Below are 22,781 nucleotides of genomic sequence, written 5' to 3' on the forward strand. Positions count from 1 at the left end.
TTTGCTTTTTCTAAAGCGATGCAAAAATAACAGCTTTTCGCAAAAGAAAAAATTTTTTTGAAAAAGAATTCGTCTCTTTTAAGTTCCTTCAATTTTTCAAAATAATCTTTTCCTTTTTACCAGGTAAGCCAGCAAAACCTCTTTAAAATCTTTATTGATATCGGCTTCAGCCAGATCGATCTGATACTGACCGCATTTTAGCTTCAAATCGTTAAAATAAGACTTTACGGCCGAAGTATAATAGTCTTTCACTTCCCAGGGATTAAATTTTACCATCTGCCCGCTTTCCAGGTCCACAAATTTATGAGGGCGGTTGCTAAATTGAAACTCCCTTTCCTGCCTGTGGTCCGTTACATGAAAAAGCAGTACCTCGTGTTTATTGTAGCGAAGATGTTGCAGCGCAGAAAAAAGCTCTTCCGTTTTATTACTGTCTATCATGTCGCTGAAAATAATTACCAGAGAACGTTTATGTATGTTTTCGGCAATTTGGTGAAGCACGTCCGTAGTGTTGGTATGCTTTCGAAGCTGCATGTTTTTGGGGTCAATCAGTTCAGACAATTTACCGAACATCAACTCTGCATTTACCGAAGAAAGCCGGGGAGAAGTGTGAAATTCGATTTCATCTGAAAAAAGGGTGAGCCCCACCGCATCGCGTTGTTTACGCAACAAATAAACGAGAGCTGCTGCTGTATATACCGAAAAAGCCAGTTTATTTTCGAGGTGCTTCTTCCCTTTATAATACGGGAAAAGCATGGAAGAAGAAGTATCAATAACCAGTTGGCAACGTAAATTTGTTTCTTCTTCATATTGCTTCACGAAAAGCTTGTCGGTGCGGGCAAACAACTTCCAGTCAATGTGTTTGGTAGATTCTCCCTCGTTGTATTGCCGGTGTTCGGCAAACTCCACCGAAAATCCGTGAAACGGGCTCCGGTGTAGTCCGGTAATAAATCCTTCGACTACCTCACGGGCAATCAAGCCCAAATTATCGAACTGATGAAACTGTTCTATGTCGAAAATATTTTTCAAACCCGGTTAGTATAAAATATATAAGGCGGCCTCACCCAGTGGAGACCGCCTCAGCTTTTCCTTACTTAAAATTGGCTAAAGCAGCGCATCCAACTTAGAGGTAAACGCCTGTTTGGGTGCAGCACCCACCTGTTTATCGGCCACCTCTCCGTTTTTCACAAACAATACGGTTGGAATATTCCGAATTCCGTATTTCATGGCAACATTGGGATTGGAATCCACATCCACTTTCCCAATCACTGCTTTTCCTTCATATTCCTGCGACATTTCTTCCACAATAGGAGCAATCATCCGGCACGGTCCGCACCAAATCGCCCAGAAATCAATCATCACAGGTTTATCTGAATTTACAACCAATTCTTCAAAATTGGCATCGGTAATTTCTATTGCCATATTCTTTACTTTTAAATGTTAATTCTCAATTTTTTCACAAAATTAGCTAATTAATTCTATATCCAATATCGGTTTCTTTTTCAAAGTATTCCAGTAAACTATTGGTTAATTCAATCCTAGTGTTGCGCGAAAACAAATGAATAAACATATTGCTTTCCGGATCGTAAACATTAAATTTTAACAATGCCTTGCCTTTATTGTTTCGGACAATACTTTCGATTTGTTCTATGACCGATTCATTCACTTTATTGAGTGGAATATTGATGGTTACGCTCTTCACATAGTTCTTTCGTGCTTCGGAGAGCAACTCTATCTGCGAAGCCTTGAACTCGTAAAAATCACTTTTAAATCTCTGCTTTACTGTACCCTTCAAAAGAATAAACAGCCCGGTCTTACAATACTTATGAAAATTCACATAATCTTGTCCGAAAAAGAAAAACTCGTAAGAATCGGTATAGTCCGAAAGGGTGAGTGTACTGAACGGATTTCCGTTTTTGGAAGTTCCTTCGCGTGCAGCTGTTACCATGCCGCCAAAAGTAAAGTCACGATCCTTGAATTTTTCAATGTCATTCTTCAAATCTGTTAACGACACATCGCGCGAGCAAAAATTCTGAATCTCAACCTTGTAATCGTCGAGCGGATGGGCAGTAAGGTAAATTCCAATGAGGTTTTTTTCTTTCTCCAGCAGGATAAGCTGGGGCCATTCTTCCACTTCAGGAATAGCAGGCTTTTTTACAGCTGCGCCGCTACCAAGATCCCCAAACAAACTTTGCTGCATGCTCTGGCTTTCGGTTTGAATTTTATTCCCGTAACGAATAAGTTTTTCGATGAATGTGGTACTGTCGTTTTCATTTTCACCAGCAAAAAAGCTACTCCGTTTTACCCCTTCAAGGCTGTCGAAAGCACCTGCCATTGCAAGAGCCTCCATGTTTTTTTTATTTACGGTTTGCAGGTTCACATTCTCCACAAAATCATAAATGGTTTTAAACGTGCCGTTTTTTTCCCGAGCCCCGATAACATCTTTTGCAGCCCCTGAACCTACTCCTTTGATGGCTGCCATCCCGAAACGAATATTCCCGTTTTTGTTGGCCGTAAATTTGCTAAAACTTTCGTTCACATCGGGCCCCAGAACGTTCAGTTTCATACGGTTACACTCGTTCATCAGTTTGGTAATTTCAGAGATATTACTCAGGTTCCGGCTAAGGTTGGCCGCCATAAACTCTCCCGGGAAATGTGCTTTCAGATAGCCCGTCTGGTAGGCAATATAAGCATAACACACCGAATGCGATTTGTTGAAAGCGTAAGAAGCAAAAGCCTCCCAGTCTTTCCATATTTTTTCGATCACGTCGTCAGGCTTCTTGCCAACCAGCTTACATTCGTCAATAAACTTAAAATTGGCCTTGCACCCGTCTACAAACTTCACTTTCAGCTTGTCCATAAGAGCCGTAATTTTTTTACCCATTGCTTTTCGCAGGGTATCGGAGTCACCGCGGGTAAAATTGGCCAACAGCCGGGAGAGGAGCATCACCTGTTCCTGGAAAACAGTAATCCCGTATGTCTCACTCAGGTATTTTTCCATCATGGGGAGGTCGTACTCCACCTTTTGCCTTCCATGCTTCCGGGCAATATAAGCCGGAATATATTCCATAGGCCCCGGACGGTAAAGTGCATTCATGGCCACCAAATCCTCAAACCGGTTGGGTTTCAGTTCACGCAGATGCTTTTTCATCCCCTCCGATTCAAACTGGAAAATGGCCGTTGTTTCACCGTGGCTAAACAACTCAAAGGCCTTTTCATCGTTCCACGGAATGTTATCTACATCGATTTCTATACCTTTTGAAATCCTGATGTTTTCAAGGGTTTCCTTAATGATGGAAAGCGTTTTCAATCCGAGAAAATCCATCTTCAACAATCCGATATCTTCCACAAAACGCCCGTCGTATTGAGTTGTAAGCAGGTTCTCCTCATCTTTGGTGGGCATGAGGGGAATGTGATCCGTCAACGGATCCCGGCTAATAAGGATTCCGCAGGCATGAACACCGGTTTGCCGCACTGAACCTTCGAGTGTTTCTGCAAATTTGATAGTCTTGGCAATAAGCGGGTTATCCGAATTTTTTTCCTTTTTCAGGTCGGGACTTTCTTTGAATGCTTTTTGAAAGGTCATTTTCGGCGCTTCAGGAACCAGCTTTGCCAGCCTGTCTGCTTCAGGGAGAGGAAGTTTCAGCACACGCGCCACATCGCGGATGGCCAGTTTGGTAGCCATAGTACCGAATGTACAGATATGGGCCACCTTGTCCTGCCCGTATTTTTTTGTAACGTAATCGAGTACCAGTTGCCTGCCGTCGTCGTCAAAATCAATATCCACGTCAGGCAGTGAAATTCGATCGGGATTGAGAAAACGTTCAAAAAGCAAATCGTATTTAATGGGGTCGATGTTGGTAATTCCCGTACTGTAGGAAACCGCAGCACCCGCAGCCGAGCCGCGCCCGGGCCCAACCAAAACACCCATTTTGCGGGCTTCATTAATAAAATCCTGAACAATCAGGAAGTACCCCGGATAACCCATTGTCTTGATGGTTTCCAATTCGAAGTCGAGCCGGGTAGCCACGTCTTCAGGGACCGGATCGCCATACCGCTCTTTTGCACCTTCGTAGGTCAAATGCCTGAGATAGGCGGCTTCCTGTTTTACACGCAACACCTTCTCATAGCCGCCAAGCCGGGTGAATGTCTGTTCACCAAACTCTTCCACCAGTTTTGCTTCCGAATATTCTTTTCTGAAATCTTCCATTGTCCCAAATTCCTTGGGAATGGGGAAAAAGGGCATAATGGGTGGTGAATCCAATTCAAAATCTTCCACCTTTTCCACAATCTCAGCGGTATTCGCTAATGCTTCAGGCACATCAGCAAACAATTCGTTCATCTCCTGCTGTGTTTTAAACCATTCCTGCTTTGTGTATCTCATCCGGCCCGGGTCATCCACATCTTTCCCTGTATTAAGGCAAATCAGCAAATCATGCGCATCAGCATCCTCCGCATTCGTAAAGTGAACATCGTTTGTCGCAATTATCTTGACATCGTGTTTTTTGGCCAATTGCAGGAGCACCTTGTTTACAAGAACCTGGTTATCGTAAACATTTTCCCTTTGCGCCGCTTCTTCTGCGGGATGTCTCATCAACTCGAGATAATAATCGGCACCAAAAATACTTTTATACCATAAAATGGCATCTTCTGCCTCCTTCACCTGGTTTTTCATAATAAAACCAGCTACTTCCCCACCCAAACAGGCCGAAGAAATAATCAACCCTTCCCGGTGCGCTTCCAGTATTTTTTTATCGATTCTTGGCTTATAATAGAAACCTTCATTACTGGCTATGGAAATCAACTTTACCAGGTTCCGGTAACCTGTTTTATTTTTTGCCAGTAAAATCAGGTGGTCTCCGTACCGGTCCACCACATCGGTTTTGTCATGCAGGTTACGCACCGCTACGTAAGTTTCACATCCCAAAACAGGTTTTATCCTGGCTTTTTTACAGGCGGAATGAAATTCTTTAATGCCGAACATGGTACCGTGATCGGTAAGGGCTAAGGCTTTCATTCCATCTTTTACTGCCTTTCCTACCAGATCGGAAACGCTTGCCGCGCCGTCTAATATCGAATATTGCGAGTGTACATGTAAATGTGTAAACGGAACCATTTGTCGGTGTTTTTTAATGAAACAGTTTTAAAAAAGTTGGATAAAGTTACTGAATTTGTACCGGCAATATTGGGATGTTGATAAAAACTGGAATAAAAAACCCGGCTTTAAAGCCGGGTTCATAAACTTCAATCAGCTTAGCTGACTGTTAAATATTATTTGAGATTTTATCCCTGATTTCTTCAAACTCAGCTTCACTCAAACTCAGTTTTTTCGAGAAATTCAAAACGTCTGACTCATCCTGCATAGGAATGAGGTGAATATGGGCATGTGGCACTTCGAGCCCCAATACCAGTACTCCCACTTTTTTACAAGGGATTGCATTTTTAAGCCCCGAGGCCACTTTTTTTGCAAACAGTTGCAACCCGGCATACAGTTCATTATCGAGGTCGAACAGATAGTCCACCTCCTTTTTAGGAATTACCAGTGTATGCCCTTTGGCAACCGGGAAGATATCCAGAAACGCCAGAAAATTCTCGTCTTCGGCTACTTTATATGCTGGAATTTCTCCCGCTACAATTTTTGTAAAAATGCTTCCCATGGTTTTTTAAATTGAAATTTCAACAATTTCAAACGGGATAAGCCCTGAGGGTACTTTAATTTCTACTACATCGCCTACCTTTTTACCCATCAGTCCCTTGGCAATGGGCGTAGTAGCAGAAATTTTTCCCTGCTTCAGGTTGGATTCTCCTTCGGGTACAATCATGTACTGCATGATGGCGTTATTCTTTCTGTTTTTGATCTTCACCTTGTTCAGAATCTGCACCTTCGAAGTGTTAATTTTAGATTCATCAAGAATGCGTGCATTGGCAATTTTGGATTGCAAGCCAGCAATTTTTGCTTCCAGCATTCCCTGAGCATCTTTGGCGGCATCGTATTCGGCATTTTCCGAAATGTCGCCCTTCTCTATTGCCTCGCCAATTTGTTTCGATATGGCCGGACGCTCCACATTAATAAGCTGTTCGAGCTCCTTTTTAAGCCTCTGCAGCCCTTCTTTTGTCAAATATGTTATTTGTGACATTTTTTGTTCCTCCTCATTTACTTTGAGCTATAAAAAAATAGAAAGAATTCCAGACTTCCGGAACTCTTCCTTTGGCAAAAGTATACAATTTCCCTGATATTAAAAACAACTTTTGTTAAGAATGTTAAAAATGAATCATTTATGATTCCTCAATATATTTTCGTTGAAGGATTTCGCTGTAAATAACAGCTTCCTTTAGCGGAAACTTTTTCTTTCTGATCTTTTTGTGAGCTGGTTTTGTATTGCGTCTGTCCTTACCAGTTGTGTTATTCACATAAATACCCGCTCCTTCGTTTTCTGGCTTAAAATGGTACTTTTCTTCCTTAAAAGGTACTTCCTCCTTTACTTCCTCTCTCTCTCCGGGATTGAATTCAGTCCACTCCGGATCTTTTCTGTCTCCATCCAATAAATCCCAGAAATCATCTTTCTGCGGCTGATTGCCAGATTCTGTTTCCTGTAGCGCCTGCTGCCGTTTTCTTTTTTGCCCGAATATTCCGGCAACAATAAAAATCAATGTCAGTATCAATACTATTATATCATCCATTTTCTTTGCACTTTTGCTACAATAATTTATATACCTTTAAAGTTTGTAGTAAAAATAAGAAAAATGCAGCAGTCGGTTCTGAAATACGGAAAGTATTTCATCTTTTTCCTTTTTCTAACTCTTGTTAGTCCTTCATGCGATAAGCTCAATAACTCGCCTGTTCCCGATGTTTATGTTTCATTTACCGTAAATCTAAACATTGCAAATGCACTAACCGTCCCCGGCAATTCGGTGCTTTTCCCCGGATTCGGTTTTGGCGGTGTTATTGTTTACTGCGAGCTGCCAGGCTCTTACTATGCTTTTGATGCGGCCTGCACTTACGAGGCAAGCAAGACCTGTATTGTAAAAAACGAAGGAGTACTCGCCGACTGTCCCTGCTGTGGGTCGCAATTTGTGTTAATCAGTGGGGCATACCCCACAGAAGGACCTGCTGCTCTCCCTCTAAAGCAGTATAACGTTTCAATTGTGAACGATTTTACGTTACGCGTTTACAACTAAAAATTAGTACCTGTAATGTTCAGGTTTGAATGGTCCATCTTTCGAAACGCCAAGATACCGCGCCTGATCGTCTGTTAAACTTGTAAGCTTTACCCCCAACTGTTCAAGGTGAAGGCGCGCCACTTCCTCATCTAATTTTTTGGAAAGCCGGTACACACCAATTTCGTAATTGTTCTGCCAAAGATCAATTTGAGCCAGCGACTGGTTAGTAAACGAGTTACTCATTACAAATGAAGGATGACCTGTAGCACAGCCCAGGTTTACCAAACGTCCTTCGGCCAACAGATAAATACTACGTCCTTCTTCAAATGTAAATTTGTCAACCTGCGGTTTGATATTCAACTTTTTAACTCCCGGCCATTTATGCAGTTGCGCCACCTGAATTTCATTATCGAAATGGCCAATGTTACATACAATAGCCTGGTCTTTCATCTTCGACATGTGGTTGGCAGTAATTACATCTTTGTTTCCGGTTGTTGTAACAAAAATATTACCTTCACTAAGAGCGTCTTCCATCGTTTTTACCTCAAACCCTTCCATGGCCGCCTGCAGGGCACAAATAGGATCAATTTCGGTTACAATAACGCGGGCGCCGTAACCACGCATCGACTTGGCGCAACCTTTCCCCACATCTCCGTAACCAGCCACAACCACTACCTTACCGGCGATCATTACGTCGGTTGCCCGTTTAATTCCATCGGCAAGAGATTCGCGGCATCCGTAAAGGTTGTCAAATTTCGACTTAGTAACCGAATCATTTACATTAATGGCAGGAAAAAGGAGTTTACCTTCCTCTTGCATCTGATAAAGCCGGTGTACGCCCGTAGTTGTCTCTTCGGAAACGCCTTTCAGTTTTTCCGCAGCATTGTGCCAGCGGGTAGGGTTTTCCCGAAGGATACGTTTCAGTATTTTATTCAATTCTTCTTCATCTTCCCCTCCGGCTGGTATATCCAGAACAGAGGCATCTTCTTCAGCATCGTAACCCCGATGAATCATAAGGGTTGCGTCTCCCCCGTCGTCTACAATCAGTTGCGGGCCTGCACCCTCTCCAAAATCAAGTGCCCTTTCGGTGCACCACCAATATTCCTCCAGGGTTTCACCTTTCCATGCAAACACCGGAATACCAGCTGCCGCAATGGCTGCCGCCGCATGATCCTGGGTGGAAAAGATATTGCAACTTGCCCATCTGACTTCAGCACCCAATTCAACCAGCGTTTCAATCAGTACCGCTGTTTGTACTGTCATGTGCAGGCTTCCCATGATACGGGCGCCCTGAAGGGGTTTAGATGGTCCAAATTTTTCGCGAATCGACATAAGGCCGGGCATCTCTTTTTCGGCTATATCAATTTCTTTCCGTCCAAATTCGGCAAGGTCTATATCAGCTACTTTAAATTTCATTTGTTCTTTTACAGCAATACTCATTTTTAGTAAAGATTAAATTTTGTATTTAATGTGTTGCAAAGGTAACAATTTACATATCAAAATGGTTTGAAAAAAAGAAGGCCGTCTTCAATTACCCATGTCTGACAAAAATTTGATTCGCATCAGCCGGATATCTTCTTCGGAGTATTCATCTTCTCCCAATTCGGCAAGAGCCTCTTCCACCGAATCGCTTTCCGCTTCCCTGAAATAATCAAATACTTCTTCCTGATGTTCTTCGTCGAGTACATCGTTGACGTAATAATCTATATTGAGTCTGGTCCCTGAATGAACAATGGCTTCTACCTCTGAAATCACTTCCCTGACTTCCACCCCTTTGGCGTTGGCAATATCTTCGAATGGAATTTTGCGGTCGATACTTTGGATAATAAATACTTTCATTTTCGACTTGTTTGCGACTGTTCGCACAACAAAATCTTCAGGCCTTTCAATCTCATTCTCCTCCACATACTTTTTAATGAGCTCCAGAAACTCTTTCCCGTATCTTTGTGCTTTTCCCTGGCCTACGCCTTGTATATTCTGTAACTCTTCTGTTGTGATAGGGTACTGAATCGACATATCGGCCAGTGAAGGATCCTGGAAAATAACAAAAGGAGGCAGGTTCTTACGTTTTGCAATTTTTTTCCGCAAATCTTTCAACATGGCAAACAATGCCGGATCGCCGCCTGTTGCCCCGGAAGGCGCCCCTCCACTGCCAGACGACTCCTCTTCCTCTTCGTATTCGTGGTTTTTAACCAGCATAAAACTGGTTGGGCTTTGCAAAAATTCATGCCCTTTAGGCATTACTTTCAGCAAACCGTAATTTTCAATATCCTTATTTATCAATCCTTTTATCATCGACTGCCTGAACACGGCGTTCCAAAACCGTTCGTCGTGATCTTTTCCTGCACCAAACGATTTCAGGGTATAATGTTTAAACGACTTGATGGCTGCCGTTTTATTACCAATAAGAATATTGGCAATATGTTCTCCTTTGTATTTTTCATTCACCTCCAGAATAGCATCTAAGGCCCTTACAACTTCATCTTTAGCTTCAATCTGCTCCTTGGGATTAAGACAATTGTCGCAGTTCCCGCAATTTCCCTGTTTGTAAGTTTCCCCAAAGTAATGGAGCAAAATAATGCGGCGACAAATAGCAGATTCGGCATAAGAAACCGTGTCAAGCAAAAGTTGCTTTCCTATCTCCTGTTCGGCCACAGGTTTCCCGTGCATAAATTTTTCCAGTTTCTGAATGTCTTTATAACTGTAAAAAGTGATACACTTTCCTTCGCCGCCATCACGGCCGGCACGACCGGTCTCCTGATAATATCCCTCAAGACTTTTGGGAATATCATAATGAATAACGAACCGCACGTCGGGCTTATCAATACCCATTCCAAAGGCAATCGTAGCAACAATTACATCCACCTCTTCCATCAGGAATTTATCCTGATTGCCTGATCGGGTTGCGGCATCCATCCCGGCATGATATGCAAGAGCTTTAATGCCATTCACCTGAAGTGTTTCTGCAATTTCTTCTACCTTTTTCCGGCTCAGACAATAAATAATACCCGATTTCCCTTCATTCTGCTTGATAAAGCGAATAATTTGCGATTCTGGTTTTACTTTGGGCCTCACTTCATAATACAGGTTAGCCCTGTTAAACGAAGCCTTAAATACTTCCGCATCGAGAATACCGAGGTTCTTCTGGATATCGTGCTGCACTTTTGCCGTAGCAGTTGCCGTCAGGGCAATAATCGGCGCCTGTCCTATTTCTTCAACGATGGGCCTTATACGCCTGTATTCCGGGCGAAAATCGTGCCCCCATTCAGAAATACAATGAGCCTCATCAATGGCATAAAACGATATATTAATATTCTTCAGAAACTCTATATTGTCTTCTTTGGTCAATGACTCAGGAGCCACATACAGCAATTTAGTCCTTCCCGCCTGCACATCGCTTTTTACCTCCTGAATGGCTGCCCTTGAAAGCGATGAATTCAGAAAATGCGCCACATAATCCTCCGTTTGCATGCCCCTGATGGAATCCACCTGATTTTTCATCAAGGCAATAAGCGGTGAAATAACAATGGCCGTACCATCAAGCAACAGGGCCGGCAACTGGTAAATTAACGACTTCCCCCCACCTGTTGGCATCAGAACAAAAGTGTTCTTCCCTTCCAACACACTCTTTACAGCTTCCTCCTGTTGGCCCTTAAACCTACTGAACCCAAAATATTGCTGTAAATACCCGGTTAATGAAATATCTTTATTCATAAAACTCTTCTCTCTATAACCCCTACTATTTTTTCGGGGTTTCTAAATTATTAAAAGTAAGAAAAATGGCAATACATTTTTTGCTTTTTTATAAATTATATAGCATTCTTTTAAATAATGAAAGGAGGAAAAGCGGTGAATAGCAGGAAGTATTTATATTTGTGAAGTTTTTAAAAAATCAGGATTCAATGAGCGAAGACACGAGACAAGAAGAACAACAAGACAAAAAAGGCAGGCGTAAAAACAGACAGGGGGTTAAATCAAGTTATGCCGAGATGTCGTTTCTGGAGCACCTGGAAGAGTTGCGCTGGCATATCATCCGGTCGGCTTTGGCCATTACGATTTTTGCAGTTATTGCATTTATCCTGAAAGATTTTATTTTTAATACCATTATATTAAATCCGCGCACGCCCGACTTTTGGACCAACCGAATGTTTGCGCTATTAGCCGATTGGTCTGGCACCGAGGCCCTGCGAATAAACCAAAAACCGCTGGAACTTATCAGCATAAAAATTGCCGGTCAGTTCATGACCCACATCTGGGTATCTATTATTGCCGGTTTTATTATTTCTTCTCCGGTCGTTTTTTATGAGTTTTGGCGCTTTATTAAACCGGCACTTTACGAAAACGAAAAAAAATATGCAGGCGGCGCTGTGTTTTTTACTTCTTTTCTGTTTATGCTCGGCATTTTATTTGGCTACTATTTAATTGTACCCCTTTCAATCCATTTTTTAGGAACGTACAATGTGAGTGGTGACGTAACCAATCAAATCAACCTGCGATCTTATATCGGGTCGGTTACTTCCATTTCGCTGGCTGCCGGTGTGGTGTTTCTTATTCCTATTTTTTCCTATTTCCTGAGCAAGGTGGGCATATTGACCCCACAGTTCATGAAAACCTACCGGAAACATTCGTATGTAGTAATGCTGCTGCTTTCAGCCATTATAACACCGCCCGACGTTTTTAGCCAGATTATGGTGTGTTTCCCATTGATATTTTTGTATGAAATTGGCATCCTGATTTCACGACACGTCGTTAAAAAACGTGAAAAAGAAATGGATGAAGTATAAGTCTCCCAATAAATTGCGTTATTTGCCCACATGATTCTTCGTGCAGAAAATATTGTAAAAAAATACCGGAAACGAACGGTAGTTAAAGGAGTCAGTTTCGATGTAAAACAGGGAGAGATTGTTGGATTACTTGGTCCGAACGGCGCCGGAAAAACAACCTCTTTTTATATGATTGTCGGATTAATACGTCCATTGTCGGGGAATATTTTTATGGACAAAGAAGATATTACCCGGCTGCCGGTATACAAAAGGGCTAAAAAAGGAATTGGTTATCTGGCCCAGGAAGCGTCGGTTTTCAGAAAACTAAGCATCGAAGACAACCTGAAAGCTGTATTGGAGATGACCGACTACAGCAAAGAGTTCCAGCGCGAAAAAGTGGAAACATTGCTTACTGAGTTCGGGCTGCAGCATATCCGCAAAAGTAAAGGGATTCAGCTTTCAGGGGGAGAGCGCCGACGAACAGAGATTGCACGTGCTCTGGCCATCGATCCTAAGTTTATTTTGCTCGACGAACCATTTGCAGGAGTGGATCCTATTGCGGTAGAAGATATCCAGCAAATTGTTGTAAAGCTGAAAGAAAAAAATATCGGGGTTCTTATTACCGACCACAATGTACACGAAACGCTTTCCATCACCGATCGTTCATACCTGCTGTTTGAAGGTTCTATTATGAAAGCCGGCACCGCGGAGGAGTTGGCTAATGATGAAGATGTGAGAAGAGTTTACCTGGGACAAAATTTCGAGTTGCGTTAGCAATTAAAATCCCTTTAATAATGCAGGCTACACGCATTAAGGTTAACACCAGCCTAAAAAATTACATTCTCTTTAAAAATTTTAATTTAAAATTTGGTGGATAATAAAAATGAAGTATTTTTGCAGTCCCAATTTCAGGGAAATATAAGGAAGGCCCGTTCGTCTAGGGGTTAGGACGCCAGGTTTTCATCCTGGTAGCAGGGGTTCGAATCCCCTACGGGCTACTTAAATTTTAAAGATTTTAAAAGAATAAAATGGCAAATCACAAGTCAGCTTTAAAAAGAATCAGGCAAAACGAAAAAAAACGTTTGCACAACAGGTATTATGCCAAAACAACCCGTAATGCGGTAAAAGCATTGCGCAATGAAACCGACAAAGAAGAGGCTGCTAAAAAGTATCCTGAAGTGGTTTCAATGATTGACAAACTGGCCAAGAGGAATATCATTCACAAAAACAAGGCCGCTAACCTGAAGTCAAAACTGGCTGTTCAGGTAAATAATTTGTAAGAAAATTTTTACGATATGGTTGAAGCCTCTCCGTTGACGGAGAGGCTTTTTTTCGTAGGGACAATTCATTCCCGGCATTTGTAAAGAAATTTGTTTATTTTTAGGCACACTCCAAAAAATGAACGAATACAAAAAACTAAATATCAAAGAATGGGCTGTAGAAGATCGTCCGCGTGAAAAGCTCCTTTCAAAAGGCCCGCGATCACTTTCGGATGCCGAATTGATTGCCATTCTGATAGGCTCCGGAAATACCGGAGAGACGGCAGTAGAACTTAGTCGCCGTGTACTCAACTCGGTAAACAATAACCTCAACGATTTAGGAAGAAAGGGAATCGACTACCTGAAAACTTTTAACGGAATTGGCCAGGCCAAAGCTGTTTCAATTGTTGCTGCGCTCGAACTGGGAAAAAGAAGAAAAGAAGCCGAAGTGTTTATAAAAAAGAAAATTACTTCCAGTAAAGATGCCGCTGACTTTTTTATGCCACTGCTGGGTGACCTTAACCACGAAGAGTTTTGGGTACTGCTACTCGACCGGGGAAACAAAATTATTGATCATTTTATGATCAGTCAGGGGGGGATTTCCGGAACCGTTATCGATGTACGCATCATCCTTAAAAATGCCCTTGAAAAACTGGCTGTTTCTCTTATTCTTAGTCATAATCATCCATCCGGGACAATGGAAGCATCGGATGCCGACCTGAAAATCACCCGAAAAATAAAGCAGGCTGCCGATGTGATGGAGATTTCGGTACTCGACCATATCATTATTGGGCAAAACCGTTATATTAGTCTGGCTGATGAGGGAATGATGTACTAAAAAAAAACCAAAACCGATATGATATTAATTTACACTGAAGAACTGACTCCCCGCATTGAATACATTTCGCGGTTGATTTTTACAACCATTTTGCAAAACGAGGTTTCATTTACTACAAAATCCTCTAAATTTCTTGTGTCGGATTTGCCGAAAATAAACTATTCCTATGAGAAATTTGGGAATGAATTCTACCTCAAGCCGCACCGGTTTTTGCATTGCAAAGCGCTTATTCAGCCCAATATTCAGCCCGTGTGGTACAATGGTGAAAAGTATTTCTTCGAAAGCTCCGCCGACTCCGACTTGCCGTTCGATCCGCTGGCTGCATCCTTCTATCTGGTTTCTCGCTACGAAGAGTATTTAGACACCCAACGCGACAGGCACAACCGGTTTCCTGCCGAAGAGAGCATTCTTGTGAAGTACGGTTTGCTTAAAAAGCCGGTAGTCAATATTTGGGCGCATTTGCTGGCCGGGAAACTAAAAGCGCGTTTTCCCGAACTTATATTTCCTGAACCTAAATTTGAGTTTCTTTCCACCATCGACATTGATAATGCATGGGCGTATGCACACAAGGGTTTTTGGCGGAGTTTCGGAGCCTTTTCCCAGGCTGTTTCAAAAGGTCATTTTACCGAAGCGCGAAACCGTATCCGTGTTTGGCAGGGCAGGCAAACCGACCCATATGACACCTATAACTTTTTGAATAAAACGTACGAAGGAAACGAGAATAAAGTATTGTTTTTCTTTCTTTTAGGAGATTACAAACGGTTCGATAAAAATGTTTCGTGGAAAAACAAACACCTGCAAAAACTGGTTAAAGAAACAGCGGCAAAATATTCCGTTGGCATCCATCCTTCCTTTTCTGCCAGTAAAAAGAAAGGCAAGAAAAAACTGGCCACAGAAATAGGAAGGTTCAAAAAAATAACCGCTTCAGAAGTGACAAAAAGCAGACAACACTTTCTGCGACTTCGGTTGCCGCGTTCTTACAGACGTTTAATCAAAGCAGGTATTTCAGAAGATTATACCATGGGATACCCATCGCATACCGGATTCAGGGCCGGAACCTGCACCCCGTATTATTTTTACGATTTAAAAAGGGAAACCGCAACATCGTTAAAAATTATTCCGTTTCAGGTGATGGATGTCACCCTGCATCAATACATGGGACTGCCTCCCGAAGAGGCCAGTGCCGAAATTGAAAACCTGATGCAGGAGGTAAAAAATGTGGGCGGCGTTTTTTCGGCCATCTGGCACAACGAAACCCTGAATGACATGGATGACTGGAAGGGATACCGGGACGTTTTTATAAAAATGAACCAAAAAGGATTTGAGTGGGCCAATGCTTAACAGAGAGGAACTGAAATATTTAAAACAGCATGAAATTGATTACCCTAAATGGGATCGGTGCATAGAGGAAGCCCCAAACAGCAGGGTATACGCTGTAAGCTGGTACCTAGATCGCACCGCCATTGAATGGGATGCACTGGTTTGGGGGAACTACGAGTTCGTAATGCCCCTTCCACGCAGGCGAAAATTGGGGATAAGCTATCTGTACCAGCCTTTGTATTGTCAGCAACTCGGGATTTTCCCAAATCCACCTACCAAAATTGCTATCGAATTTTATAAAGCTATAACCCATAAATTCAGCTATTTTGATATCCAGAACAATGCCGAAAACATACCGCCAAAAAGTTTAAAAGGCGTACACATTCTTCCACGAAAAAACTTTTTACTCCACCTGGAAACTGATTACGAGGCCATCCTTTCAGGGTATTCAAAAAATACACACCGTAATATTGCAAAGGCCAACAACAACCGGTTGGGATTTGTGGAGAATATTCGGCTGGAAGATTACCTTCAGCTAAAACAGAAAAATTTACCTGCCCAATTCCCTAAAAGCGGGTTTCAAAAATTAAAAAGCATTATCGCTTACAGCCAATACAAAGGATTGGGTGAAATTGAAGGTGTATATTCTCCGGGGAATAACCTTTGCGCCGCGGTATTTTTTCTTCGGTGGAAAGACCGACTGCTCTATCTGAATGCCGCTTCAAGTGAGGAAGGAAAAGAACTGCGGGCTATGTTTTTTTTAATCGACCATTTTTTGGGAACTACTGCAGGGAAGAACCTGACCCTTGATTTCGAAGGTTCCATGCTGCCGGGAGTTGCACGTTTTTTTGAAGGTTTTGGCGCTACACCCGAAACCTATTACCAGATAAGAGGCAACCGGCTGCCGGCACCGTTGAAATGGCTCAAAAGAAATTCAGAATGAAAACGTTTTCGCGATTTTTGAGTAAACAGGGAAGCCGCTTCTTTTCCCCTGAATGGCTTTTTAAGCAGGAAACTCCTTATTTTCTGCCTTTTTACCACGTAGTAAGCGATGAAATACTACCTCATATTTTAAACTACCCTTACCGGAATACATCTCAGTTTGAGAAGGAGCTTGATTATTATCTGAGGTACTTTGAGCCGGTTTCACTGGAAGGACTGGTTGCCGGAGAATATTCCGGCAAGAAAGTATTTCACCTCTGTTTTGATGACGGCCTGCGCGAGTGCGCCGAGGTGGTGGCTCCCATCCTGCTGCGAAAAGGCATTCCCGCTACTTTCTTTGTCAACACGGCATTTGTAAACAACAAGGGACTATTCCATAAATACAAAGCCAGCCTTATTTTAAACAGACTTCTCAAAGCTCCAAATCCGGATGTTGAAGCATTTCTGAAAATACATAACCTGACAAACAAAAATATTTTATCGGCCGGAATTTGGCAGGCAGATGTGTTGGACGAGGCTGCAACCATGCTGGGAATCGACTTTACTACGTTTTTAGCTCAGCAGCAGCCCTATTTAAACTCAGAACAAATAAAAAAACTGGCCGCCGACGGTTTCTCCATTGGCGCCCACAGCCATAATCATCCTGAATTTTGGAAAATTCCGGAAGAAAAACAAATCAAAGAAGTAAAGGAAAGTATGAGCCAGGTAGAAAAACTGGTAAATCAGCCGGTTCGTGCATTTGCATTTCCATTCACGGATTGGGGAGTACCGGGTAACGTTTTAGAAACCATTAAAAATGAACATATTTGTGATGTAACATTTGGAACAGCAGGTGTAAAACACGACATATTTGATTTCCATTTACAAAGATATCCTGTGGAGCAGGAGGGAAACTTTATTCAAAACTTAAAAGGGGAATTTTTATATTCTGAACTGCGGAAATGGGTGGGAAAAGCAACGGTGAAACATTGAGTCCTGAAATCAGAAAAATAGAACTGAAAAATCTGGAATTTTTTACACAAAGTGAAATTTTCCGGCAATTCTCTTTTGTCCCCATAACTCCTTCCCGGGCAAAGTCATATCTTTCAAACCCGCATGGTCGTCCCAACGATGTAGTTCTGATTTTAGCCCTGGTTGATGGGGATTTGGTTGCATTCCGGAGTATATTTGCAGGTGTGGTTCAATCAGGAAGTGAGACAATCCGGTTTGGCTGGTGCAGTGGTGCCTGGGTAAAACCTGGTTTCAGAAGAAAAGGGTTGTCAAAACAACTTCTGGAAGAGGCACTCGCAGACTGGAAAGGCAAACTCATGTTTTCAAATTATGCACCTGAAGCAGAGAAATTAATTCTTTCAACCAGCCGATTCAAACCCATCCACCAATTTGAAGGCGCCCGTGCGTATCTTTTCCCAAAAACGGTAAAGCTGTTACCTTTTGCACAAAAAAACAAGCTGGTAAAAATGGTCTTTCGGCTGATCGATATTTTTATTGCCGGCTTTGCAAAAATTCGGGGTTCGTTTTTCAGCCTTAAAAAAAATCCGGAAATACGGTTTGAAGAAATGGAATTTCCTGATGCGCCCTGTTATCAGTTTCTTCAAAATAAAAATACAACCTGTTTATTTGGACGGGACGAAAAAGAATGGGAATGGATTTTCCGGTTCCCCTGGATTTCAGAAACAAACCGCGAATTAAAAAATAAATATCCATTTTCGGCTTGCTCGGATTCATTCTTTTACCGGACTGTGAAGGTCTTACAAAAAAATGAATTGAAGGGCGTTTTTATCTTTTCCGTTCGGGAAGGACATTTAAAAACACTTTATAGCAGCCTTACATCACCCCTCGAAAACGAAACGGCCCTGTTTATAAAAAAATACTGTGTAAAGCATCAAATCGAACTTGTTACGGTATATAATACCCCCATAGCGCGCCAGTTTTTTGCTCAAAAATTCCCATTTTTGCACGTTAAAAGAATGGGACAAAAAATATACAGCTCATTTGACATTCAGGGAACAGAAAAATTTCAGATTCAGGATGGCGACGGCGATTCAGTATTTACTTAATGAATAATAATGGAAATAAAAATTTTAGGGAACAACCATTCAGTATTAGATCAATATCTGGCAGAAATCAGGGATATATCCATTCAGAAAGATCCATTACGGTTCAGGGAGAACCTTTACCGGATGGGGGAATTATTTGCTTATGAAATCAGTAAAGAACTAAAGTTTGAGGTAACCGATGTTACAACTCCATTAGGGGTGGCAAAGGTGCCGAAACTTGGGGAACAACCGGTACTCGCTACCATTTTAAGGGCCGGGCTGGCCATGCATAACGGCTTGCTGAAAATACTCGACCGGGCTGAAAACTGCTTTATCTCTGCCTTTCGAAAATATACGGACAACGGCGGGTTCGAAATCGAATTTGAATATATGGCTTCGCCATCACTTGACGGGAAAGTGGTTATTCTTTCCGACCCGATGCTGGCCTCGGGCAAGTCCATGGAAATTGGGTACAATGCCCTTTTTAGCAAAGGAACGCCTTCGCATGTTCACCTGGTCTCCGTTATCGCCAGCAGGCAGGGAGTTGATTACATTTCAAAAACCATCCAGTCCAAAAGTGTGACACTTTGGCTGGGGGCTGTTGATGAGGGATTAAACCCGAAATCATATATTGTTCCCGGACTTGGCGACGTTGGTGACCTGGCCTACGGTGAAAAAATCGATTCGAAATAATCAAAAATATACTTCCACGTTCACGTCGTTGCGGTCAAATCCTTTTTCCTTCAGAATTTCCATGGCATCGAAAATCATATCGCTGTTGCCGCAAAGATAAAAACTGGAATTTTTATCAAATTCCGCTTCCCGGAGGTAACCGGTGAGACGTCCGTGGTAGTCGCCCGCTTCATCACGCGAAGTGCAAAGAAAGTACCTGCCGGGATCATACTCCTCCCGTTCATACGCTTCATCGGCACTGCGCACCCCGTGAATGACGCGATAGTTCAATCCCGGATTACTTTTCACCATACTGTGAAAAGGAGCGATGCCTGTGCCGCTGGCAATAAAAACATGCTGATGCGAATCGCGCCTTTCCGAATCGAGGGCAAACCGTCCGAACGGCCCGTGAACCTCCACCATATCCCCTTTTTTCAGATGCTTTAGCCTGGGCGAAAAATAGCCCCCTTCCACTTCTTTTACCAATACCTCCAAATGGTCTGCTTCTTCGGCACTGTAAATGGAATATTCGCGGCTTTGGTAGTCTTCTGCAATGGAAAGTGAAATATGCTGTCCTGCTTCAAATTTAAACCTACTTTTAGGGAGCTGGATAACAAATGCACTTTCTGTTAAAATTCTAATATCCTGTACTTTGTAGTAATTTGTATCAATCTGTACTTCAGATTTCATTTCGAATGTCATTCCTTATAATTTTTTTTAAACTGCAAAAATAGAATCACCTGTAAAAAAAAAGACTTTTTTGTATCTTATTTCACCGGTTATTTTAGAGAATTAACCGATTATTAACACAATTGTTCGGTATAAAAAAAATAATTTTGAAACCATTCTGAAATTCAGTTTACAAGAAAAATTATTTTAAAGCCGGAAAACAGTTAAACAAAAATGAAAACACTCATCGCTTATGCAACAACACATGGTTGTACCGAAAGAATTTCGGAACAACTAAAAGATTACCTGGAGGGCGAAGTGGCCCTCGTTGACCTGAAAGAAAATCCTAATCCACCGATAAAAGAGTTCCAGCGAGTTATTATCGGAGGTTCCATTCATGCAGGACAGATTCAAAAACGGGTGAAGGAATTTGGCACCACCAACCTGAAGGACCTTCAGAAAAAGGAACTGGGATTATTTATTTGCTGTATGGAGGAAGGCGAAACAGCCCACAAACAACTGATGGAAGCTTATCCCGAAGAATTGCACCGCAGCGCAAAAGCGACTGCTTTTTTTGGTGGTGCATTCGATTTTGACAGGATGAATTTCCTTGAAAAGATGGTGGTGAAAAAGGTGGCCCATGTAAAACAAAGCACCTCGAAAGTTGATTTTGAAGCAGTCCGAAAGTTTTCCCGACGCATGGATCGCATCTTCAACCCGTTTTTATTCCTTGCTTAACCCAAAAAATTGATTTTTTCAATCAAAATCCGATTTAGATGGACTTACCTTTTTTCAAAAATATAAGTTCATCTAAGTCGGGGTTATTGGCATTTATACGTAATATGTATAACCATTAGAAATCCCCTGACAATCTAACGGATGTAAAAAATGCATACTAAAAATTCAGGTAAAAGTCGCGGGTAAGCTCTTTGTACTGATCCGTGAATCCGACACCGTCGTCGTTGTGAATATTCAAAAAATTCTTTTCTGTTTCTGCCTTGTTGTATCCGAATTCCATCAGGTAGCGGTGGGGATATTTCAGGTTGTTGGGCCTGACTTCAGTCTCCCTCAGTAAAAACAGTTTTTCCTTTTCAGCCATTTTTACAAATTCACTGACTGCGGTAACCGGCAGGATGATGGCAAGTTTTCCGTCAGGTACCAAGAGCCGGGTAATACCATGGGCCAGGTCGGCCCAGGGAAGCAGGTGGTTATGTTTGGCCATGGCCAGGTTTCCACATTTCGATTTCTGACTGTTGGTAAAAAAAGGAGGATTGGACACAATCCGATCGAAAAGCCCCGGTTTACTTTTTACAAAATCCTGGAAAGAGATATTCAGAATAGTTATTTGCTGGTTCCATGGCGAATTTTCTGCATTTTCAATGGCTTCTTCCGCTGCATTTTTTTCAATCTCAATTCCGGTAACTTTTGCTTCCGAACGCTGGGCCATCATAAGGGCAATCAACCCGGTTCCGGCGCCAATATCCAGAATGGTCCGTGCAGTAGAAACATCTGCCCAGGCCCCCAGCAAAACACCGTCGGTACCCACTTTCATAGCCGCGCGTTCCTGAATAATTCTAAACTGTTTGAACTGAAACCAGTTATTTTTAGCCATTTTAATTCTGCATTGACCTGTTAAAAGTCTTCAAAAACTCCCAGTCCGAAAAGTGCAAAATCGTACTTCACCGGATCGGTGGCATCAAATTTACGAAGTGTTGCAGTAACTTCTTCCACTGCCTTCCAATCGTTTTGTTTCCGTTTCAGGAGTCCCAGTTTTCGGGCTGTATTTCCGGTGTGCACATCCAAAGGGAGCATTAATTCCGATGTCGGAATTCTTTTCCAAAGGCCAAAATCTACTCCACCATTATCCTTTCGTACCAGCCAGCGCAGAAACATATTCAGTCGTTTCCCTGATGCACCGCGTTCCACGTTAGCCACATGCTTGCGGGTACGTTCGCCGGGAATCTCAAAAAATACCGAATGAAAATGCGCCAAAGCCGATTTTACTGAATCTTCTTTTTTGAAGCCGGTTTCAAACACCTGCTGCAACCCACCGTAGTTTTTGTAAATGTTTTTCAGCGCCCGGACAAAATAGAGGCAATCCTCTCCATTAAACGTCCGGTGTACGAAAGATTTTAAAACGGCCTGATCCGAAGCAGAAGTCTCCGTAATAAAATCGAAAGGCCGGTTATCCATAAGTTCCATGAGGCGGAGGGCATTTTTAATAATGGCAGGCCGGTTACCCCACGAAATGGTAGCAGTTAAAAAAGCAGCAATTTCAATATTTTCTTTTTGGGTAAATTGTTTGGGTACCTGAATGGGATCGGATTCAATAAAAGCAGGCCGGTTAAATTTCTCCGCCTTTTCGTCAAGAAAGTCTTTCAGTTCAGTATGTTCCATATTTCAAATGCTGACGGGTTCTGTTCGGAAATTAAATATCCTCCGTTTTCTTTTCATTCAATCTCCCTCAATCACCCCATCTTTTATGTGAACAATCCTGTCTGAACGTTCAGCAAAATGATCATCGTGCGTAACAATTATAAAAGTTTGCCCAAAATCATCACGGAGTTTGAAAAGCAGATCATGGAGTTCTTCCCGATTGGCCGAGTCAAGATTTCCGGAAGGCTCGTCTGCCAATACTACTGCCGGTTTATTGATGAGGGCCCTTGCTACAGCCACCCGCTGTTTTTCCCCTCCTGACAATTCAGAGGGTTTATGCTGGAGGCGATCGGTCAACCCGAGATATTCGAGCAGCCTGAACGCTTCCGTCTCCGCTTCTTTTTTAGAACGCCGCGCGATGAAAGCCGGAATGCACACATTTTCCAATGCCGTAAATTCAGGCAAAAGGTGGTGGAACTGAAAAACAAACCCAATTTCCCTGTTCCGGAAAGAAGAGAGTTCTTTTTCTGAAAGGGAAGAGACATTCTTGTCACTATAAAATATCTGACCGCTGTCGGGTTTGCTGAGTGTCCCGATAATTTGCAGGAGGGTAGTTTTTCCTGCCCCACTGGCTCCTACAATAGAATAAATTTTCCCTGACGGAATTTCCAAATGAATTCCCTTTAAAACCTCAAGCGGTCCAAACGATTTTTTTATGTTTTCTGCTCTTATCAAAACAACAATTTTA

23 protein-coding genes and 1 tRNA gene are annotated in these 22,781 nt (G+C 42.3%); 12 read left to right on the forward strand and 12 right to left on the reverse strand.

Annotated features, from left to right (window positions below):
• Window positions 1-96: 96 nt before the first annotated feature.
• The 6 genes from D1164_RS17960 to D1164_RS17985 all read right to left on the reverse strand — a co-directional run bounded on the left by D1164_RS17960 (window position 97) and on the right by D1164_RS17985 (window position 6,678).
• Window positions 97-1,026 (reverse strand): DUF58 domain-containing protein, encoded by a 930-nt coding sequence (locus D1164_RS17960; protein ID WP_119351280.1) that lies wholly within the window; start codon window positions 1,024-1,026, stop codon window positions 97-99.
• Between the two features lie 75 nt (window positions 1,027-1,101).
• On the reverse strand, window positions 1,102-1,419 hold the full coding sequence (gene trxA, locus D1164_RS17965) for a thioredoxin (protein ID WP_119351281.1): 318 nt from the start codon (window positions 1,417-1,419) through the stop codon (window positions 1,102-1,104).
• Between the two features lie 46 nt (window positions 1,420-1,465).
• Entirely contained in the window at window positions 1,466-5,113 is a 3,648-nt protein-coding gene (gene dnaE / locus D1164_RS17970) for a DNA polymerase III subunit alpha (protein ID WP_119351282.1), read from the reverse strand.
• A gap of 148 nt (window positions 5,114-5,261) precedes the next feature.
• A complete protein-coding gene (locus D1164_RS17975) occupies window positions 5,262-5,654 on the reverse strand; it encodes an HIT family protein (protein ID WP_119351283.1) in 393 nt (130 codons plus the stop codon).
• 6 nt (window positions 5,655-5,660) lie between these two features.
• Complete coding sequence (gene greA / locus D1164_RS17980; protein WP_119351284.1) at window positions 5,661-6,134, reverse strand: transcription elongation factor GreA; 474 nt, start codon at window positions 6,132-6,134, stop codon at window positions 5,661-5,663.
• A 139-nt stretch (window positions 6,135-6,273) separates the two neighbouring features.
• Complete coding sequence (locus tag D1164_RS17985; RefSeq protein ID WP_119351285.1) at window positions 6,274-6,678, reverse strand: hypothetical protein; 405 nt, start codon at window positions 6,676-6,678, stop codon at window positions 6,274-6,276.
• A gap of 63 nt (window positions 6,679-6,741) precedes the next feature.
• Here D1164_RS17985 and D1164_RS17990 point away from each other — a divergent pair, with 63 nt between their 5' ends.
• Window positions 6,742-7,176 carry a Rieske (2Fe-2S) protein gene (locus D1164_RS17990; RefSeq protein ID WP_119351286.1) on the forward strand — a complete coding sequence of 145 codons (435 nt, stop codon included), beginning with the start codon at window positions 6,742-6,744 and terminating at the stop codon, window positions 7,174-7,176.
• A 3-nt stretch (window positions 7,177-7,179) separates the two neighbouring features.
• Here the strand turns inward: D1164_RS17990 and ahcY are convergent, their stop codons facing one another.
• Together ahcY and recQ are read right to left on the reverse strand one after the other, a co-directional pair.
• Complete coding sequence (ahcY, locus tag D1164_RS17995) at window positions 7,180-8,574, reverse strand: adenosylhomocysteinase (protein WP_317126936.1); 1,395 nt, start codon at window positions 8,572-8,574, stop codon at window positions 7,180-7,182.
• A gap of 111 nt (window positions 8,575-8,685) precedes the next feature.
• A complete protein-coding gene (gene recQ / locus D1164_RS18000) occupies window positions 8,686-10,872 on the reverse strand; it encodes a DNA helicase RecQ (protein ID WP_119351288.1) in 2,187 nt (728 codons plus the stop codon).
• A 188-nt stretch (window positions 10,873-11,060) separates the two neighbouring features.
• Between recQ and tatC the strand changes: the two genes are divergently transcribed.
• From tatC to upp, 10 genes are all read left to right on the forward strand, one after another.
• Window positions 11,061-11,942 (forward strand): twin-arginine translocase subunit TatC, encoded by an 882-nt coding sequence (tatC, locus tag D1164_RS18005; protein WP_119351289.1) that lies wholly within the window; start codon window positions 11,061-11,063, stop codon window positions 11,940-11,942.
• Window positions 11,943-11,972: 30 nt separating this feature from the next.
• On the forward strand, window positions 11,973-12,695 hold the full coding sequence (lptB, locus tag D1164_RS18010) for an LPS export ABC transporter ATP-binding protein (protein ID WP_119351290.1): 723 nt from the start codon (window positions 11,973-11,975) through the stop codon (window positions 12,693-12,695).
• Window positions 12,696-12,847: 152 nt separating this feature from the next.
• Window positions 12,848-12,919, forward strand: a tRNA-Glu gene (locus tag D1164_RS18015).
• A 30-nt stretch (window positions 12,920-12,949) separates the two neighbouring features.
• On the forward strand, window positions 12,950-13,201 hold the full coding sequence (gene rpsT, locus D1164_RS18020; protein WP_119351291.1) for a 30S ribosomal protein S20: 252 nt from the start codon (window positions 12,950-12,952) through the stop codon (window positions 13,199-13,201).
• A gap of 118 nt (window positions 13,202-13,319) precedes the next feature.
• The gene (gene radC, locus D1164_RS18025) at window positions 13,320-14,018 is read left to right on the forward strand and encodes a RadC family protein (protein ID WP_119351292.1); all 699 of its coding nucleotides are present in this window, start codon (window positions 13,320-13,322) and stop codon (window positions 14,016-14,018) included.
• 18 nt (window positions 14,019-14,036) lie between these two features.
• Window positions 14,037-15,359, forward strand: a complete 1,323-nt coding sequence (locus D1164_RS18030) for a polysaccharide deacetylase family protein (RefSeq protein ID WP_119351293.1) — start codon at window positions 14,037-14,039, stop codon at window positions 15,357-15,359.
• Window positions 15,352-16,281 carry a hypothetical protein gene (locus D1164_RS18035; RefSeq protein ID WP_119351294.1) on the forward strand — a complete coding sequence of 310 codons (930 nt, stop codon included), beginning with the start codon at window positions 15,352-15,354 and terminating at the stop codon, window positions 16,279-16,281. The genes D1164_RS18030 and D1164_RS18035 overlap by 8 nt, the downstream gene beginning before the upstream one ends.
• Window positions 16,278-17,252 carry a polysaccharide deacetylase family protein gene (locus D1164_RS18040; protein WP_172594520.1) on the forward strand — a complete coding sequence of 325 codons (975 nt, stop codon included), beginning with the start codon at window positions 16,278-16,280 and terminating at the stop codon, window positions 17,250-17,252. The genes D1164_RS18035 and D1164_RS18040 overlap by 4 nt, the downstream gene beginning before the upstream one ends.
• The gene (locus D1164_RS18045) at window positions 17,222-18,337 is read left to right on the forward strand and encodes a GNAT family N-acetyltransferase (RefSeq protein WP_119351296.1); all 1,116 of its coding nucleotides are present in this window, start codon (window positions 17,222-17,224) and stop codon (window positions 18,335-18,337) included. The genes D1164_RS18040 and D1164_RS18045 overlap by 31 nt, the downstream gene beginning before the upstream one ends.
• Before the next feature lie 9 nt (window positions 18,338-18,346).
• On the forward strand, window positions 18,347-19,009 hold the full coding sequence (gene upp / locus D1164_RS18050; RefSeq protein WP_119351297.1) for a uracil phosphoribosyltransferase: 663 nt from the start codon (window positions 18,347-18,349) through the stop codon (window positions 19,007-19,009).
• Here the strand turns inward: upp and D1164_RS18055 are convergent, their stop codons facing one another.
• Complete coding sequence (locus tag D1164_RS18055; RefSeq protein ID WP_119351298.1) at window positions 19,010-19,690, reverse strand: ferredoxin--NADP reductase; 681 nt, start codon at window positions 19,688-19,690, stop codon at window positions 19,010-19,012.
• Window positions 19,691-19,891: 201 nt separating this feature from the next.
• Here D1164_RS18055 and D1164_RS18060 point away from each other — a divergent pair, with 201 nt between their 5' ends.
• The gene (locus tag D1164_RS18060; RefSeq protein WP_119351299.1) at window positions 19,892-20,395 is read left to right on the forward strand and encodes a flavodoxin domain-containing protein; all 504 of its coding nucleotides are present in this window, start codon (window positions 19,892-19,894) and stop codon (window positions 20,393-20,395) included.
• A 157-nt stretch (window positions 20,396-20,552) separates the two neighbouring features.
• Here the strand turns inward: D1164_RS18060 and D1164_RS18065 are convergent, their stop codons facing one another.
• The 3 genes from D1164_RS18065 to D1164_RS18075 are packed head-to-tail and all read right to left on the reverse strand — an operon-like array spanning window position 20,553 to window position 22,768.
• Entirely contained in the window at window positions 20,553-21,269 is a 717-nt protein-coding gene (locus D1164_RS18065; RefSeq protein ID WP_119351300.1) for a tRNA1(Val) (adenine(37)-N6)-methyltransferase, read from the reverse strand.
• 20 nt (window positions 21,270-21,289) lie between these two features.
• Window positions 21,290-22,054 carry a TIGR02757 family protein gene (locus D1164_RS18070; protein ID WP_119351301.1) on the reverse strand — a complete coding sequence of 255 codons (765 nt, stop codon included), beginning with the start codon at window positions 22,052-22,054 and terminating at the stop codon, window positions 21,290-21,292.
• Between the two features lie 57 nt (window positions 22,055-22,111).
• Entirely contained in the window at window positions 22,112-22,768 is a 657-nt protein-coding gene (locus D1164_RS18075; RefSeq protein ID WP_119351302.1) for an ABC transporter ATP-binding protein, read from the reverse strand.
• Window positions 22,769-22,781 lie beyond the last annotated feature (13 nt).

The organism is Mariniphaga sediminis (genome assembly GCF_003573545.1).
Classification (GTDB): domain Bacteria; phylum Bacteroidota; class Bacteroidia; order Bacteroidales; family Prolixibacteraceae; genus Mariniphaga; species Mariniphaga sediminis.